The sequence below is a fragment of the Aureimonas sp. SK2 genome (assembly GCF_029813115.1).
GTDB lineage: Bacteria > Pseudomonadota > Alphaproteobacteria > Rhizobiales > Rhizobiaceae > Aureimonas.
This window is the reverse complement of the sequence record NZ_JAPZDS010000007.1, coordinates 87120-101632: the sequence shown is the minus strand read 5'-3', so window position 1 is coordinate 101632 and position 14513 is coordinate 87120. Positions and strand designations below refer to the sequence as shown.

The window sequence follows — 14513 nt, the reverse complement described above, 5'->3', positions numbered from 1 at the left end:
CTTGAGGGCACCGAGGGAAGGTCGGACCGCGAAAGGCATGACGTTGAGCGCCATCGATTTTCCCGTTGCGAGCGAAGCCCGTCCCGGCATCAGCCTGGCGGAGCCGGGCGACTATTTCGCCCTGCTCAAGCCGCGCGTCATGTCGCTGGTGGTGCTGACGGCTGCGACAGGGTTGCTCGCGGCGCCGGGCGAGATGAACCCGTTCCTCGCCTTCGTGTCCCTGCTCGCGATCGCGCTCGGCGCGGGCGGCTCGGGCGCGCTCAACATGTGGTACGACCGCGACATCGACCGCATCATGACCCGCACGGCCAAGCGTCCGATCCCGGCCGGGCGCGTCTCGCCGGAGAACGCGCTGGCCTTCGGCCTCGTTCTGTCCGGCTTCTCGGTGATGCTGCTCGGCCTCGTCGCCAACTGGTTCGCCGCCGGCTTCCTGGCCTTCACGATCGCCTTCTATGCCGTGTTCTACACGATGTGGCTGAAGCGCTCGACGGCGCAGAACATCGTGATCGGCGGCGCCGCCGGCTCCTTCCCTCCGATGGTCGCCTGGGCGGCGGTCACCGCCGGCGTGTCGTGGGAAGGCTTCGTCCTTTTCCTGATCATCTTTCTTTGGACGCCGCCCCATTTCTGGGCGCTGGCGCTGTTCAAGATGAAGGACTACGGCGCGGCCGGCATTCCGATGCTGCCCAATGTCGCGGGCGAGCGTTCGACGCGCCGGCACATCTTCGCCTATTCGTTGATCCTCGCGCCGGTCGGCGTGCTGCCTTATGTGCTCGGCTTCGCGAGCCCGGCCTACGGCATCGCCTCGGCGCTTCTCGGGTTGAACTTCCTGCGCCTTGCCTTCAACGTCCTGCGCATGGACGACGGCGACGCGACCATGGGGCCGGCCAAGAAGCTCTTCGCCTTCTCGATCGTCTATCTCTTCGCCCTGTTCGCCTGGCTGCTGGTGGAAGGCGCCCTGGCTCAGGTGTGGGGTTTCCATGTCGCCTGAGCCTCGCGACGAGACCATCGAACTGACGCCGGCCGAGCAGCGCGCCCGCCGCCGCCGCTCGCTGGCGATCGGGCTTACGCTCGCCGTGTTGGTCGTGCTGTTCTACGTCGTCAGCCTGTTTCGCATCGGAGGAGGGGCCGGATGACCGCAACGCCTCGCCGCACGCCCGCGCAAGCGGCCCGCACGGCCCGTACGATCGCCTTGTCCTGCGGTCTCTTCGTCTGCGGTATGGTCGGCGCCGCCTATGCGTCGGTGCCGCTCTACGAGCTGTTCTGCCAGGTGACAGGCTACGGCGGCACGACGCAGCGCGCCGAGACTGCCTCGACCAACGTCGTGGATCGGCCGGTCACGGTGCGCTTCGACGCCAACGCCTCGCCGCAGGTGCCTTGGACCTTCCAGCCGGTCGAGCGCCAGATCACGCTGAAGCTCGGCGAGACCCGCGAGACGGCCTATCGCGTGCGCAACCGGTCCGACAGGGCGGTGACCGCCCAGGCGACGTTCAACGTCACGCCGCTGACCGCCGGCATCTACTTCAACAAGGTGCAGTGCTTCTGCTTCTCCGAGCAGACCCTGCAGCCGGGCGAGGAGGTCGACATGCCGGTCGTCTTCTTCGTGGATCCGGCGATCAAGGACGACCCGGACCTCAAGGAGGTTCCGACAATTACGCTGTCCTACACCTTCTTCCCGCTGGCCGGCCCGACGACGCCGGTGGCCGCGACGAAGGAGCCGGGCGCGGCGCAGGGACTTTGACTTCACCGCCTCGCTGTCGGGGAACGGCGCGGCGGGCGACGACGGGAATTTGACATCCAGCCGCATAGGCTGCCCAAATCCGGGGCGATGCGGGACAAGTGGGACGGACCATGGCTGACACGCATATCAAGCATCACGACTACCACGTCATCGAGCCAAGCCCGTGGCCGTTCGTCGCCTCCGTCGGCGCGTTCTTCCTCCTGTTCGGTGCGGTCGGTCTGTTCCGATGGACCTCGGGCACGCCGTTCAACATCTTCGGGATGAACCTCGCGACGCCCTGGATCTTCGCGATCGGCCTCGCGATCGTGCTCTACACGATGTACGCCTGGTGGGCGGACGCCATCAAGGAAGGACAGCAGGGCTACCACACGCCGGTCGTGTCGATGCACCTGCGCTACGGCATGATCATGTTCATCGCCTCGGAGGTGATGTTCTTCGTCGCGTGGTTCTGGGCGTTCTTCGACGCCAGCCTCTTCCCGCACGAGGCCGTCCAGGCGGCCCGCGTCCAGGCCCTCGGCGGTCAGTGGCCTCCGGTCGGCATCGAAGTGATCGACCCGCTGCACCTGCCGCTGTTCAACACGATCACGCTTCTGCTCTCCGGCACCACGGCCACCTGGGCGCACCACGCGATGCTGGAGAACGACCGCAAGTCGCTGATCACCGGCCTTGCGCTCACCGTCGCGCTCGGCGTGATCTTCTCCTACGTCCAGTTCTACGAATACGCGCACGCCCCGTTCGAGTTCTCGGGCTCGATCTACGGCGCCACCTTCTTCATGGCGACGGGCTTCCACGGCTTCCACGTCTTCGTCGGCGTGATCTTCCTCGCCGTCTGCCTGCTGCGCGCGATCCGCGGCCACTTCACGCCGTCCAAGCATTTCGGCTTCGAGGCCGCCGCCTGGTACTGGCACTTCGTGGACGTGGTCTGGCTGTTCCTCTTCTTCGCCATCTATGTCTGGGGTGGCTGGGGCGCGCCGATCCACGGCTGACGCCGTACGCCACGAACATCGAAAAGCGGCCGCGACCCGGCCGCTTTTTTCGTTGAGGGAACAGGGGTGCGTGAGCGAGTGGTCCATGCGTGACGATCAGGCCATCGATGCCGACCAGGAACTCGATTCCCGCCCGCTGACGCGCGGCCGGATTGCCGCGATCCTCGTTCTCGGTGTCGTCGCGCTGGGCATCCTCCTGTCGCTGGGGACGTGGCAGGTCGAGCGCCTCCACTGGAAGCAGGGCCTCATCGCGACGATCGACGCGCGCATCCATGCGCCGCCGGTGGATGTCTCGGAGGTTGCGCGACGTGCGGCGGCCGGCGAAGACATCGACTATGTGCCCGCGAGTGCGAGCGGACGCTTTCTCCACGCCGGCGAGCGCTATTTCCTGGCGACGCACGAGGGCGCGGCCGGCTGGCACGTGCTGACGCCGCTGGTGCTCGGTGACGGTTCGGTGGTCTTCGTCAACCGGGGGTTCGTGCCCTATGAGCGCAAGGACCCCGCCACGCGCGCCGACGGCAATCCGGACGGCGTCGTGTCGGTGACGGGCTTGGCCCGCACGGCGCCGGACGCCAAGCCGAACCCGTTCGTTCCCGACAACGACCCGGCCAAGAATGCCTTCTTCTGGCGCAGCGTGCCGGACATGGCCGAGGGGCTCGAGCTTCCAGCCGGCGCCCGCCTCCTACCCTTCATCGTGGACGCGGGCGAGGGGCAGGCTGGGCCGGACGCGCCCATCGGCGGCACCACGGTGATCGACATCCCCAACAGCCATCTCGAATACGCGATCACCTGGTACAGCCTCGCCCTCGCGCTGTTCGTCATCCTCGTCATCTTCCTGAACCATTTGCGCCGTCAAGGCGGGCGGGGCCGTAAGGGTTGACAGCAGGGGTGGCGATCCCTTCATTCGCGCCGAACGGACCCTGGAGACCATGGTGACAGCGATCGCGGACAAGCCGCCCCTCACGATCCGCCTGTGCGAGCCGCGCGGCTTCTGCGCCGGTGTCGACCGCGCGATCCAGATCGTGGTGCTCGCGCTGAAGCGCTATGGCGCGCCGGTCTATGTCCGGCATGAGATCGTACACAACAAGTACGTGGTCGATGGGCTGCGCGAGATGGGCGCCGTCTTCGTCAAGGAACTCGACTCGATCCCCGATGACGGACAGCCGGTCGTCTTCTCCGCGCACGGCGTGCCGAAATCGGTGCCGGCCGAGGCGGAGCGCCGCGAGCTTCTCTATCTCGACGCCACCTGTCCGCTCGTCTCAAAGGTTCACAAGCAGGCCATGCGCCACATGCGGCTCGGCCGGCAGGTTCTCCTGATCGGCCATCGCGGCCATCCGGAAGTGGTCGGAACGATGGGGCAACTGCCCGAAGGCGCGGTCACTCTGATCGAGACGGAGGAGGACGTCGCGGCCTTCGATCCGGCTGATCCCGCCGCGCTCGGCTTCGTCACGCAGACGACGCTTTCGGTCGAGGATACGGCGGGCATCATCGAGGCCTTGCAGCGCAAGTTCCCGGAGATGCAGGCGCCCTCTTCCGAATCCATCTGCTACGCCACCACCAACCGCCAGGACGCGGTGAAGGCGTCTGCGCCCGGCGCCGACCTGTTCCTGGTCGTCGGCGCGCCGAACTCCTCGAACTCGCGCCGCCTCGTGGAAGTGGCCGAGCGCGCTGGGGCGCGCCGGGCGCTGCTGGTGCAGGGGCGGCAGGAGGTTCCGATCGAGGCGATCGAGCCCGGCTCGGTGATCGGCATGTCGGCTGGCGCCTCGGCGCCGGAGGTTCTGACGGACGAGATCATCGCGGCCCTTCGCGAACGCTTCGCGGTGCGGATCGAGCTGGTGCAGACCGCCGTTGAGGACGAGAACTTTCCCGTCATGCGCTCGCTCCGCGACGTCCCGCTGACCGCGGCCGACATGGCCTTCGTCAACGGCGATCGTCCGCTTCCCAACGTCAGGCAGGGCTGACATGGCCGTCTATACGGAAGTCGCGGAAGGCGATCTCGCCGCCTTCGTCGCCCGCTACGACATCGGGCGCCTCCTGAGCTACAAGGGCATCGCGGAAGGGGTGGAGAACTCCAACTTCCTGGTGCGAACGGATGGCGGCACCTTCATCTTGACGCTCTACGAGAAGCGGGTCGACCGGAACGACCTGCCGTTCTTCATCGGCCTTCTCGAACATCTTGCGGAGCGCGGCCTATCCTGCCCGCTCCCCGTACAGCCGGCGGACGGCCAGACGCTCGGCGAACTCGCGGGCCGCCCGGCGGCGCTGTTCACCTTCCTGGAAGGCATGTGGACGCGCCGGCCGACAGCCGATCATTGCCGTGACGTCGGCCGGGCGCTCGCCGACCTCCATGCGAAGTCCGCCGACTTCGGGATGATGCGGAAGAACGCGCTTTCCGTCGATGGCTGGCGACCGCTGTTCGACGGCTGCGACCCGGCGGCCGACAGGGTCGCCGAGGGTCTTGGCGAGGAGATCGCGGCCGAGCTTGCCCATCTCGAAGCGCATTGGCCGACCGATCTGCCGCGTGGCGTCATCCACGCGGATCTCTTCCCGGACAACGTGTTCTTCCTGAACGGCGAGCTGTCGGGCCTGATCGACTTCTATTTCGCCTGCAACGATATCCTCGCCTACGATCTCGCCATCTGCCTCTGCGCCTGGTGCTTCGAGCACGACGGGGCCTTCAACGTCACGAAGGGGCGGGCGATGATCGAGGGCTACGACGCTGTGCGCCCGCTGTCGGAAGCCGAGCTTGCGGCGCTGCCGCTCTTGGCGCGCGGTGCGTCGCTGCGCTTCCTGCTGACCCGGCTCTACGACTGGATCCACATTCCCGACACGTCCTTCGTCACCAAGAAGGATCCGAAGGAATACTTACGCAAGAATCGGTTCCATCGCGGCGTCGCCTCGGTGGCGGACTACGGGTTCCAGAAGCGGGAAGCAGCGGCATGAGCGAGGCGTCGCGGGTCGACATCTTCACGGACGGCGCCTGCTCGGGCAATCCGGGGCCGGGCGGCTGGGGCGCGATCCTGCGCTTCGGCGAGACGGAGAAGGAACTCTCTGGCGGCGAGCCCATGACCACCAACAACCGGATGGAGCTGCTCGCGGCCATCGAGGGCTTGGGTGCGCTGAAGCGCGGATGCTCCGTGCATCTCCATTCCGACTCGCAATATCTGCGCGACGGCATCACCAAGTGGATTCACGGCTGGAAGCGCAACGGCTGGCGCACGGCCGACAAGAAGCCCGTGAAGAACGCCGAGCTCTGGCAGCGGCTGGATGCCGAGCGCCAGCGGCACGAGGTGACGTTTCACTGGGTGCGCGGACATGCCGGCCATGTGGAGAACGAGCGCGCCGACGCGCTGGCGCGCGCCGGCATGGAGCCGTTCAAGAAGGCTCGTCGGACGGTGGCCGGCTAGATCTGGCCGAGGATCGTCTCGGCCGACGAGGCGTCCGCCTGGCCTGGGCCGGGCTCGATGTTGAGCTGCCGCACCACGCCGTCTTCCACCAGCATCGAATAGCGTTTGGAACGCAAACCAAGGCCGCCGGCCGAAAGGTCGGCGTCGAGGCCCACGGCCTTGGCGAACTCGCCGTTGCCGTCCGACAGGAAGAGGATGCGGTCGCCCGCTTCGGTCGCCTTTCTCCACGCCTTCATGACATGCACGTCGTTGACCGCGACCACGGCGATCGTATCGACGCCCTTGGCGCGCAAGGCGTCGTTGTGTTCGAGGAAGCCCGGAAGGTGGTTCATCGAGCAGGTCGGGGTGAAGGCGCCGGGCACGGCGAAGAGCACGACGCGCTTGCCCGAGAAGACATCGTCCGTCGAGACGACCGTTGTCCCTTCCTCGGCGGGTACGCGAAAGGAAGCGTTCGGCAGGCGCTCGCCGATGGAAATGGTCATTCGCGGAAATCCTTTCTGACGAAACCGAACCCGCTCCGAGCGATTCAGCGCGGAGGGATCGTTACAGCGCGAAATTGTTGGGCGCTGTCCGCTCGCGTCAACAGGATATTCACAGGGCCGAGCTCTGCGCCGGGCGCCGGGCGCGCAAGAACTGGGAGCGACAGGGCGCGGCCGGAGTTGCCGACTGCCGTCGGACGGCCAAAGGACCAGCCGTCTCCCGCCGAAACGAAGACGTCGGCGAGAGGCGACCCCGTAGTGTCGGCGTCCATCACGAGTGCGGAGCGATCGTGGTTCCAGCGCAGGGACGGCGGAGGCGCGCCCCCATCCTCCGGGAGTGTCGCCTGCGCACGGCGCACCAGCGCGCGGTCCGACAGGCTGTCCGTCGGCTCGGCCGCGAGCTGGACCTGCACCGGAACGCAGAGCTCGCGGCAGATGCCGAGAAACGCCGAAAGGCGCAGGGTCGGAGTCGCGCCGGGCGCGGCCTTGGCGCTGATCGCGAAGGCGGTGGGCTCGGCATAGCCGACGCTCTCGTCGTTTCCTTCGGCGAAGCGGATCGGCGGGGGGTAATCCACCGACGGATCGGAAAGATCGGTGCTGCCGGAGAAGTCCAGCCGCGGCGCGAGGCCGACCGGGCCGGGCGCGATCCAGTAGGTCTTCCAGCCGGGCTCGAGTTCGATCGAGAGCGCGCCGTGAACGTTGCCGACCCCATCAGGCGCCAGCGCCACAAGGCGAATCGTCGCGCCCTCCTGACGGTACATGTCCTCGGCGGCGCGGGCGGGCGCGGCGAACAGAAGAGCGCCGGCCAACATCCCGGTCACCATCACGGCAAGAGGACCCGATCCTGCGCCGTCTGTGCAGGTGCAAAACCGCCGGGACGTGTCTATCTTCATCGTATGGACCTGAAAAACATGCGCAGCCGCTCCAATGACGACACCCCTTCGCTGGAAGGACACTTCCTGATCGCGATGCCGGGCATGCACGACGAGCGCTTCGCCCGCAGCGTGGTCTATGTCTGCGCGCATTCGCCCAACGGCGCCATGGGGTTCATCATCAACAAGGCGCAGCCCCTGAGCTTCCCCACGCTTCTGAAGCAGCTCGAGATCGTCGACGATGCCGAGGAGATTCGTCTGCCGCAGAAGGGCCGGGAAGTGTCGGTCTGCAACGGCGGCCCGGTGGAGCAGGGGCGTGGCTTCGTCCTGCATTCCGACGACTACGATTCGGAATCCACCGTGGAGGTGGACGACGGCATTTCCTTGACCCCGACGCTCGACATCCTGAAGGCCATCTCGCGCGGCGAGGGGCCGGCGAGCGCGATCATGGTTCTCGGCTATTCCGGCTGGAGCGCGGGCCAGCTCGAGTCCGAGATCGCGTCAAACGGCTGGCTCACCTGCGCGGCCGACCTCGACATCGTCTTCGCCAACGAACTCGACGCGAAATACGCGCGGGCGCTGGCGATCCTCGGCGTCGATCCTGCCTTCCTGGCAGCCGACGCCGGCCACGCCTGAAACGCGGCGGCGCGCCTCAGGCCGAGCCGCGTTTCGTGCCGCGTTCCTGAAGCCGCCGCCGGGCTTCCTCGGCCGATAGTGGCTGGCCGTACATGAAGCTCTGGGCGTATTCGCAGTTCAGCTTGCGCAGTTGCGCCGCGTCCATGTCGTTGTCGACTCCCTCTGCGACGACGGCGAGGCCCAGCTCGTGCGCCATCGTCACGATGGAATGGACCAGGATCGAGCGTTGCGGGACCTGCTCGCCGCGCAGGAAGGACTGGTCGATCTTCAGCGTGTCGAACGGAAAACGCATGAGATAGGACAGCGAGGAATAGCCGGTCCCGAAGTCGTCCAGCGAGAGGCCGACGCCCATTTCCTTGAGCCGCGCCAGAAGCTGCGCCGAGCGTTCCGGATTGTCCATCACGAGGGATTCGGTCAGTTCAAGCTTCAGCGATTCCGGCGCGAGATGGTAGCGCTTCAGGATCTGCCGTACGTCGTTCAGGAGATCCTGGCGGATCAGCTGGCGGCTGGAAATGTTGACCGAGCAGAAGAGCTTGGCCTGTCCGGGCAGGCGCTGCCAGTCGGCCAGCCGCCGCGCCGCCTCGTCCAGCGCGAACTGGCCGAGCTGGACGATCAGCCCCGTGCTCTCGGCCAGCGGAATGAACTCGACGGGTGAAACGAAGCCGCGCTTGGCATGCTGCCAGCGCATCAGGGCCTCGAAGCCGGCGATCTCGCCGGTCGAAAGGCGGATGATCGGCTGGAACACGAGCGACAGCTCGTTGCGCCCGAAGGCGCGGCGCAGGTCCGACTCCAGCTCGACGCGGCCGGAACTGTGGGTCTTGAAGGCCGGGCGGAACGGCTCGATCCGATCGCCGCCGAGGCGCTTGGCCTGATACATCGCGAGTTCCGCCTCGCGCAGCACCTCGTCGGCCCCGGCACCTTCCGTCCAGCCGGTCAGGCCGATGGAGGCCGTCAGGATGATGTCCTGATTGGCGAAGGTGATGGGCGCGCGCACGGCGTCGCGCAGCGTTTCGGCGAAGGCCGCTACGGCGGAAACTTCGCTTTCCGACATCAGGATCACGCCGAACTGGTCGCCCGACAGGCGGGCCAGCGAATCCTGCGGCTTGAGGACGCGCTTGAGGCGACGTCCCACGGTGAGGAGGATCGTGTCGCCCGTGGCGATGCCGAACTCGTCGTTGACCTGTTTGAAGCGGTCGATATCGACGGTGAAGAGCGTGGGCCGCACGTCGGGCCGCGTCGCCGCGAGGCAGGAGATCGAGTCCAGCCGGTCGATGAAGAGCTCGCGATTGGGAAGGCCCGTGAGCTGGTCGTGGAGCGCGTCGTGCAGGAGGCGCTCTTCGGCCTTCTTGCGGTCGGTCACGTCCTTTAGGGTTCCGACGCAGCGGACCACCTCGCCGTTGCTGCCGAGGACGGGCCGAGCCTGGAGGCTCATCCAGTGGTATTGCCCGTCGTCGCCGCGCAGGCGGAAGTCTTGCGCGATGCGGCCGCGCCGGTGCTCCAGGATCGTGTCCAGCGTGACCTTGAACCGGTCGCGGTCGTCCGGATGGAGGATCGGCAGCCAGTCGCGCGCCGGCCCGTTCATGGCCGACACCGGCATGCCGTCCAGCCCTTCGGTGTCGCAGCCGGCGAAGATCCGGTCGCGCGTCACGTCCCAGTCCCAGATCGCGTCGCCGGTGCCGGCGAGCGCCAGCGAGCGCCGTTCCATGTCGGACAGGAGGCCTCCCGCGAAGGAGCCGCCGGCGAAGGCGTGCTGCATCACCGTAAAGCCGATCAGGAGAACGATCAGGACGAGGCCGCCGCCTAGCGCCGGCTGGATGATGTCGTTGTCGATGCGGCCGGTCACCGTCAGCCAGCCGCCGGCGATCCACACGACGATCAGGAGCCATGTCGGGATCAGCATGATCGCGCGGTCGAAGCGCATGAATGACAGGTAGAGGATCAGGAGCAGACCGAATCCGGCCGTCGCCGTCATCGACATGCGCGCGATCCCAGCCGCCATGGGCGGGTCGAAGGCGGCCAGCACGCCGAGCGCGCCAAGCCCAACCAGCCAGAGCGCCGTGAAGGCGGACAGGACGCCGTGCCATCGGTTGAGGTGGAGATAGGCGTAGAGGAAGACGACCAGCGTGAAGGCGAGCGCCACCTCCGTGCCGGCCCGCCATATGCGCTCCTGGCCCGGCACGATGGGCACGAGCTTCTGCCAGAAGTCGAAGTCGATGCAGATATAGGCCAGCACCGCCCAGGCGAGGGCGGCGGTGGCGGGGAACATGGGCGAGCCCTTCACCACGAAGAGGATCGTCAGGAACACCGCCAGAAGGCCGGCGATGCCGAGCACGATGCCGCGATACAGGGTGAAGGCGTTGACCGTGTCCTTGTAGGCGTTGGGCTCCCACAGACGGATTTCCGGCAGGCGATCGGACGACAGTTCGGCCACGAAGGTGATGATCGCGCCGGGATCGAGCGTGACCTGAAAGACGTCGGCTTCCGGGCTCTCCTGCCGGTCCAGCGCGAAGCCTTCCGAGGGGGTGATCGCGACGATCCGCTGCGAGCCGAGGTCCGGCCAGAAGAAGCCGGAATTTGCTAGGCGGAAATGGGGCGCGACGACGATGCGGTCGATCTGCTCGTCCGTGTTGTTGGCCAGCGCAAATACGGCCCAGTCGCCGGAGGGGTTGGGCGCGGTCGATTCGACCTCGATGCGGCGCACGATGCCGTCCGCCCCCGGCACGGTCGAAACCTGGAAGTTGCTGCCGCGGTCCCGGAAGATCTCCACCGCCGGCTCGAGGTCGATCGCGATGTCCTCGCGCCCGATCGAGACGGGCGACAGGGCGTATCCCGGCTCGGCCGCCAGGCATCCGATCAGGACGGCCAGGAGGCACAGAGCGCGACGGATCAGGTGGAGGGATGGCTGCATCGAGCGCGATCGGGCCTTTGTTCGCTGAAGGCGAGGGGTTTCACGCGGTCAAGGACAAGGCGCGGCCCGGCGCCCGATCCTCGGCCAGGAGCGAGAAGAGAAGGTGATCCTCCCAGACACCGGCGATTTTGAGATACTGGCGAAGATGCCCCTCGCGCGAGAACCCGGACTTCTCCAGAAGCCGGATCGAGGCCCCGTTGCGCGGCAGGCACGCCGCCTCCAGTCGATGCAGCCCCAGCACGTCAAAGGCGAAGCCGCAGACGACCGCGACGGCCTGGGACATGACGCCCCGCCCGGCATAGGGCTGGCCCATCCAGTAGCCGAGCGTTCCGGTCTGGGCGACGCCGCGTTGGATCCGACCGAGCGTGAGGCCACCCATCAGCACCGATCCCTCCCGGTCGAAGACGAAATAGGTGTAGCTGGTCCTTTGCCGCGCATCCAGTCGATAGCGACGCAGGCGCAGGCGGTACGCGGTCCGGCCGAGCTCGTCCTCGGTCCAGCTCGGCTCCCACGGCGTCAGGAAGGCGCGGCTGCGGCCGCGCAACTCGCGCCAAGCCTCGTAGTCTGCGCTTCGGGGCGAGCGCAGGAGGACGCCCGGCCCCGTCAGAACGGGTTGGGTCGCAGGCTGAACCCAGTCGAGAAACGCCATGTCGGAACGGGCGCCTAGATCGAGACGAGGTTGCGGACCGGTGCGGCCAAGGAGCTGACGGCGACGCCGGTCGAGATCTCGCCGACGGCGGGCAGGCGGGAGATGGGGCCGATCGCCGCGAGCGTCGGCACCGTTCCGAGGAAGATACGCGCCGCAAGGTCGGTGAGGCGCGGCGCATCGATGGCGGCCAGCCGTTCCAGAAGTTCGCCGTTCTCCAGGACGGATCCCTTGAACATCAGTTGCCGGGCGATCTGCCCGGCGCGGGAAGCGGGACTTTCCTGGCTCATCAGGAGGCTGGAGCGCATCTGGGCGCGGGCGCGGTTCACTTCCTTCTCGGTGATGCCTTCGGTCGCGCGCACGAGTTCCGAGACGATCACCGGCGCGAGCTCGGCCATCTCCTCTTCGCCGGTGGCGGCATGGACACCGAAGATGCCGGTATCGGAGAAACTCCAGTGGAACGCGGAGATGGCGTAGCAGAGGCCGCGGGTCTCGCGGATCTCCTGGAAGAGCCGCGAGGACATGCCGCCGCCGAGGATGATCGACAGGACCTGCGCGGCATAGAAGTCGCGCTGGTAGTAGGGGCGGCCGGGAAAGCCGAGCACCATCTGGGCGTCGGCGAGGTCGCGCTCCTCGCGGAACTCGCCGCCGGTGTAGCGCGCCGGCTCGCGGCGATGAAGGCCGTCCGGCGCCGCCGCCGTGGTGCTGAAGGCAGCCTCGACGCGCTTGACGATGTCGTCGTGGGACACGGCGCCCGCCGCCGACACGACCATCTGGTCGGGCGAATAGTGGCGCTTCAGATAGGCCCGGATCTCTTCCGGCGTGAAGCCGCTCACGCTCTCGCGCGTGCCGAGGATCGGCCGGCCGAGGATCTGATCGCGATAGGCGGCGCTCTGGAAGTGGTCGAAGACGATGTCGTCCGGCGTGTCCTCCGCCGCGCCGATCTCCTGCAGGATGACATGCTGCTCGCGGGCGAGCTCGTCCTCGTCGAAGCGGGAATCGATCAGGATGTCGGTCAGGATGTCGATCGCGAGTGGGACGTCGTCCTTCATCACGCGCGCGTAATAGGCGGTCGTCTCGACGCTGGTGGAGGCGTTCAGCTCGCCGCCGACGTCCTCGATCTCCTCGGCGATCCGGCGCGCATTGCGCCGGTTGGTGCCCTTGAAGGCCATGTGCTCCAGCAGGTGGGCGATGCCGTGCTCGCCCTCCGCCTCGTCACGCGCCCCGGCCTTGACCCAGATGCCGAGTGCCGCGCTTTCCAGCGTCGGCATGTTTTCGGTGGCGATCGTCAGCCCGTTGGAAAGGCGCGTGACCTCAACGCTCATGCAGCGGCCCCTAGGCGCACGGCGCGGCTGCGCTCGCGGATATAGGCCTGGAGGGCGCCGAGATCGTTGGGCAGGACGTCGAAGCGCTCGCCCCTGGTCATCAGGTCGGCATGGCTGGGGGGCAGGGCGGGCTCGGTGCCGCAGGCCGCCTTGACCGCCGCCGGGAACTTCGCGGGGTGCGCGGTGCCGAGCGAGATCATCGGCGCGTCGGCGATGCGCTTCTCCGCGACGGCCACCGCGACCGCCGTGTGCGGGTCGAGGAGATAGGCCGTCGTCGCGAGCTGCTCGCGGATCGTCTCGGCCGTCTCCTCCTCGCCCGTCCGCCCGGCGTCGAACTCCGAGCGGATGGCGGACAGGATGTCGTCCGGAAGGGTAAAGGCGCGCGACTGCTGCAACTGCTGCATCAGACGGCGGATCGTCGCGGCGTCCCGTCCGCTCGCCTCGAACAGGAGGCGCTCGAAATTGGACGAGATCTCGATGTCCATGGACGGCGAAGTGGTGGCGTGGACGCCCTCCATCTCGTACCGGCCGGTCCGCAGCGTGCGCTCCAGGATGTCGTTCGCGTTGGTGGCGACGATCAGGCGATCGACCGGAAGGCCCATTCGCTTGGCCGAGTATCCGGCGAAGATGTCGCCGAAATTGCCGGTCGGCACGGTGAAGGATACCCGGCGCTGCGGCGCGCCGACGCTGGCGGCGGCGGTGAAATAGTAGACGATCTGGGCCATGATCCGCGCCCAGTTGATTGAGTTGACGCCCGACAGCGCGCTTTCGCGGCGGAAGGCGGCGTCGTTGAACATCGCCTTCACCAGCGCCTGGCAGTCGTCGAACGTGCCCTCGATTGCCACGGCGTGGACGGTGCCCGACCCCGACGTCGTCATCTGGCGCTGCTGCACCGGCGACACCCGGCCCTTGGGGAACAGGATGAACATGTCCGTTCGGTCGCTGGCTGCGAAGGCCGCGATGGCGGCGCCGCCCGTGTCGCCGGACGTGGCGCCCACGACCGTCGCGCGCTGGCCGCGCTGGGCCAGGACATGGTCCATCAGCCGCGCCAGGAGCTGCATCGCCACGTCCTTGAAGGCGAGCGTCGGGCCGTGGAACAGCTCCAGCACGAAGTGGCGGTCGGCGATCTGGACGAGCGGTGCGACGGCCGGGTGGCGGAACGTCGCGTAGGCCTCGTGCACCATGCGCTCGAGCGCGTCCGGCGCGACTTCGTCGCCGACGAACGGCTTCAGAACTTCCAGCGCGACCTCGGCATAGGGGCGACCGGCGAAGGAGGCGATGGTCTCCGGCGCGATCTGCGGCCAGGTCTCCGGCACGTACAGGCCTCCGTCGCTGGCAAGGCCTGCGAGCAGAACGTCGGCGAACCCGAGGATCGGGGCCTCGCCCCGTGAGCTGACATACTTCACGACCACTCCCAAAGCCTTCGGCCCGGCAAACCGTCGACGGCGCGTTTTCGCAAGCCGCCCGGTCGAAACCCGCGTAGGGGCCTGATATAGAACGGCTCGACACGGTATGG

Annotated in this window: 15 protein-coding genes; 9 read left to right on the top strand and 6 right to left on the bottom strand. The window is 67.5% G+C overall.

What is annotated here, in order from left to right; all coding sequences use genetic code 11:
- Positions 1–37 precede the first annotated feature (37 nt).
- The 8 genes from O5O54_RS10710 (at position 38) to rnhA (ending at position 6131) form a co-directional block, all read left to right on the top strand.
- Positions 38–988: a heme o synthase gene (locus tag O5O54_RS10710; RefSeq protein ID WP_407061692.1), complete on the top strand. Its 951-nt coding sequence runs from the start codon at positions 38–40 to the stop codon at positions 986–988.
- Complete coding sequence (locus O5O54_RS10705; protein ID WP_279481546.1) at positions 978–1133, top strand: protoheme IX farnesyltransferase; 156 nt, start codon at positions 978–980, stop codon at positions 1131–1133. The genes O5O54_RS10710 and O5O54_RS10705 overlap by 11 nt, the downstream gene beginning before the upstream one ends.
- Entirely contained in the window at positions 1130–1738 is a 609-nt protein-coding gene (locus O5O54_RS10700; RefSeq protein WP_279481543.1) for a cytochrome c oxidase assembly protein, read from the top strand. The genes O5O54_RS10705 and O5O54_RS10700 overlap by 4 nt, the downstream gene beginning before the upstream one ends.
- A 110-nt stretch (positions 1739–1848) precedes the next feature.
- Positions 1849–2724: a cytochrome c oxidase subunit 3 gene (locus tag O5O54_RS10695; protein ID WP_279481541.1), complete on the top strand. Its 876-nt coding sequence runs from the start codon at positions 1849–1851 to the stop codon at positions 2722–2724.
- Positions 2725–2794: 70 nt separating this feature from the next.
- Positions 2795–3604 (top strand): SURF1 family protein, encoded by an 810-nt coding sequence (locus O5O54_RS10690; RefSeq protein WP_279481538.1) that lies wholly within the window; start codon positions 2795–2797, stop codon positions 3602–3604.
- Between the two features lie 49 nt (positions 3605–3653).
- Complete coding sequence (gene ispH / locus O5O54_RS10685) at positions 3654–4685, top strand: 4-hydroxy-3-methylbut-2-enyl diphosphate reductase (protein WP_279481536.1); 1032 nt, start codon at positions 3654–3656, stop codon at positions 4683–4685.
- A 1-nt stretch (position 4686) separates the two neighbouring features.
- Positions 4687–5667: a homoserine kinase gene (locus tag O5O54_RS10680; RefSeq protein WP_279481534.1), complete on the top strand. Its 981-nt coding sequence runs from the start codon at positions 4687–4689 to the stop codon at positions 5665–5667.
- Entirely contained in the window at positions 5664–6131 is a 468-nt protein-coding gene (gene rnhA, locus O5O54_RS10675) for a ribonuclease HI (RefSeq protein WP_279481532.1), read from the top strand. The genes O5O54_RS10680 and rnhA overlap by 4 nt, the downstream gene beginning before the upstream one ends.
- Here the strand turns inward: rnhA and O5O54_RS10670 are convergent.
- Positions 6128–6613, bottom strand: coding sequence for a peroxiredoxin (locus O5O54_RS10670; protein WP_279481530.1), 486 nt, complete (start codon positions 6611–6613; stop codon positions 6128–6130). The genes rnhA and O5O54_RS10670 overlap by 4 nt on opposite strands.
- Positions 6614–6657: 44 nt before the next feature.
- Entirely contained in the window at positions 6658–7422 is a 765-nt protein-coding gene (locus tag O5O54_RS10665; protein ID WP_279481527.1) for a protein-disulfide reductase DsbD domain-containing protein, read from the bottom strand.
- Between the two features lie 99 nt (positions 7423–7521).
- On the opposite strand from O5O54_RS10665, the gene O5O54_RS10660 reads away from it, so the two are divergent.
- Positions 7522–8118 carry a YqgE/AlgH family protein gene (locus O5O54_RS10660; protein WP_279481525.1) on the top strand — a complete coding sequence of 199 codons (597 nt, stop codon included), beginning with the start codon at positions 7522–7524 and terminating at the stop codon, positions 8116–8118.
- Between the two features lie 16 nt (positions 8119–8134).
- Here O5O54_RS10660 and O5O54_RS10655 read toward each other — a convergent pair whose 3' ends face one another.
- The 4 genes from O5O54_RS10655 to thrC are packed head-to-tail and all read right to left on the bottom strand — an operon-like array spanning position 8135 to position 14403.
- The gene (locus O5O54_RS10655) at positions 8135–11026 is read right to left on the bottom strand and encodes an EAL domain-containing protein (RefSeq protein WP_279481523.1); all 2892 of its coding nucleotides are present in this window, start codon (positions 11024–11026) and stop codon (positions 8135–8137) included.
- 40 nt (positions 11027–11066) lie between these two features.
- Complete coding sequence (locus O5O54_RS10650; protein WP_279481521.1) at positions 11067–11675, bottom strand: GNAT family protein; 609 nt, start codon at positions 11673–11675, stop codon at positions 11067–11069.
- Positions 11676–11689: 14 nt separating this feature from the next.
- The gene (locus O5O54_RS10645) at positions 11690–12997 is read right to left on the bottom strand and encodes a pitrilysin family protein (RefSeq protein WP_279481520.1); all 1308 of its coding nucleotides are present in this window, start codon (positions 12995–12997) and stop codon (positions 11690–11692) included.
- Entirely contained in the window at positions 12994–14403 is a 1410-nt protein-coding gene (gene thrC / locus O5O54_RS10640; RefSeq protein WP_279481518.1) for a threonine synthase, read from the bottom strand. Before thrC ends, O5O54_RS10645 begins: the two co-directional genes overlap by 4 nt.
- Positions 14404–14513: the final 110 nt, after the last annotated feature.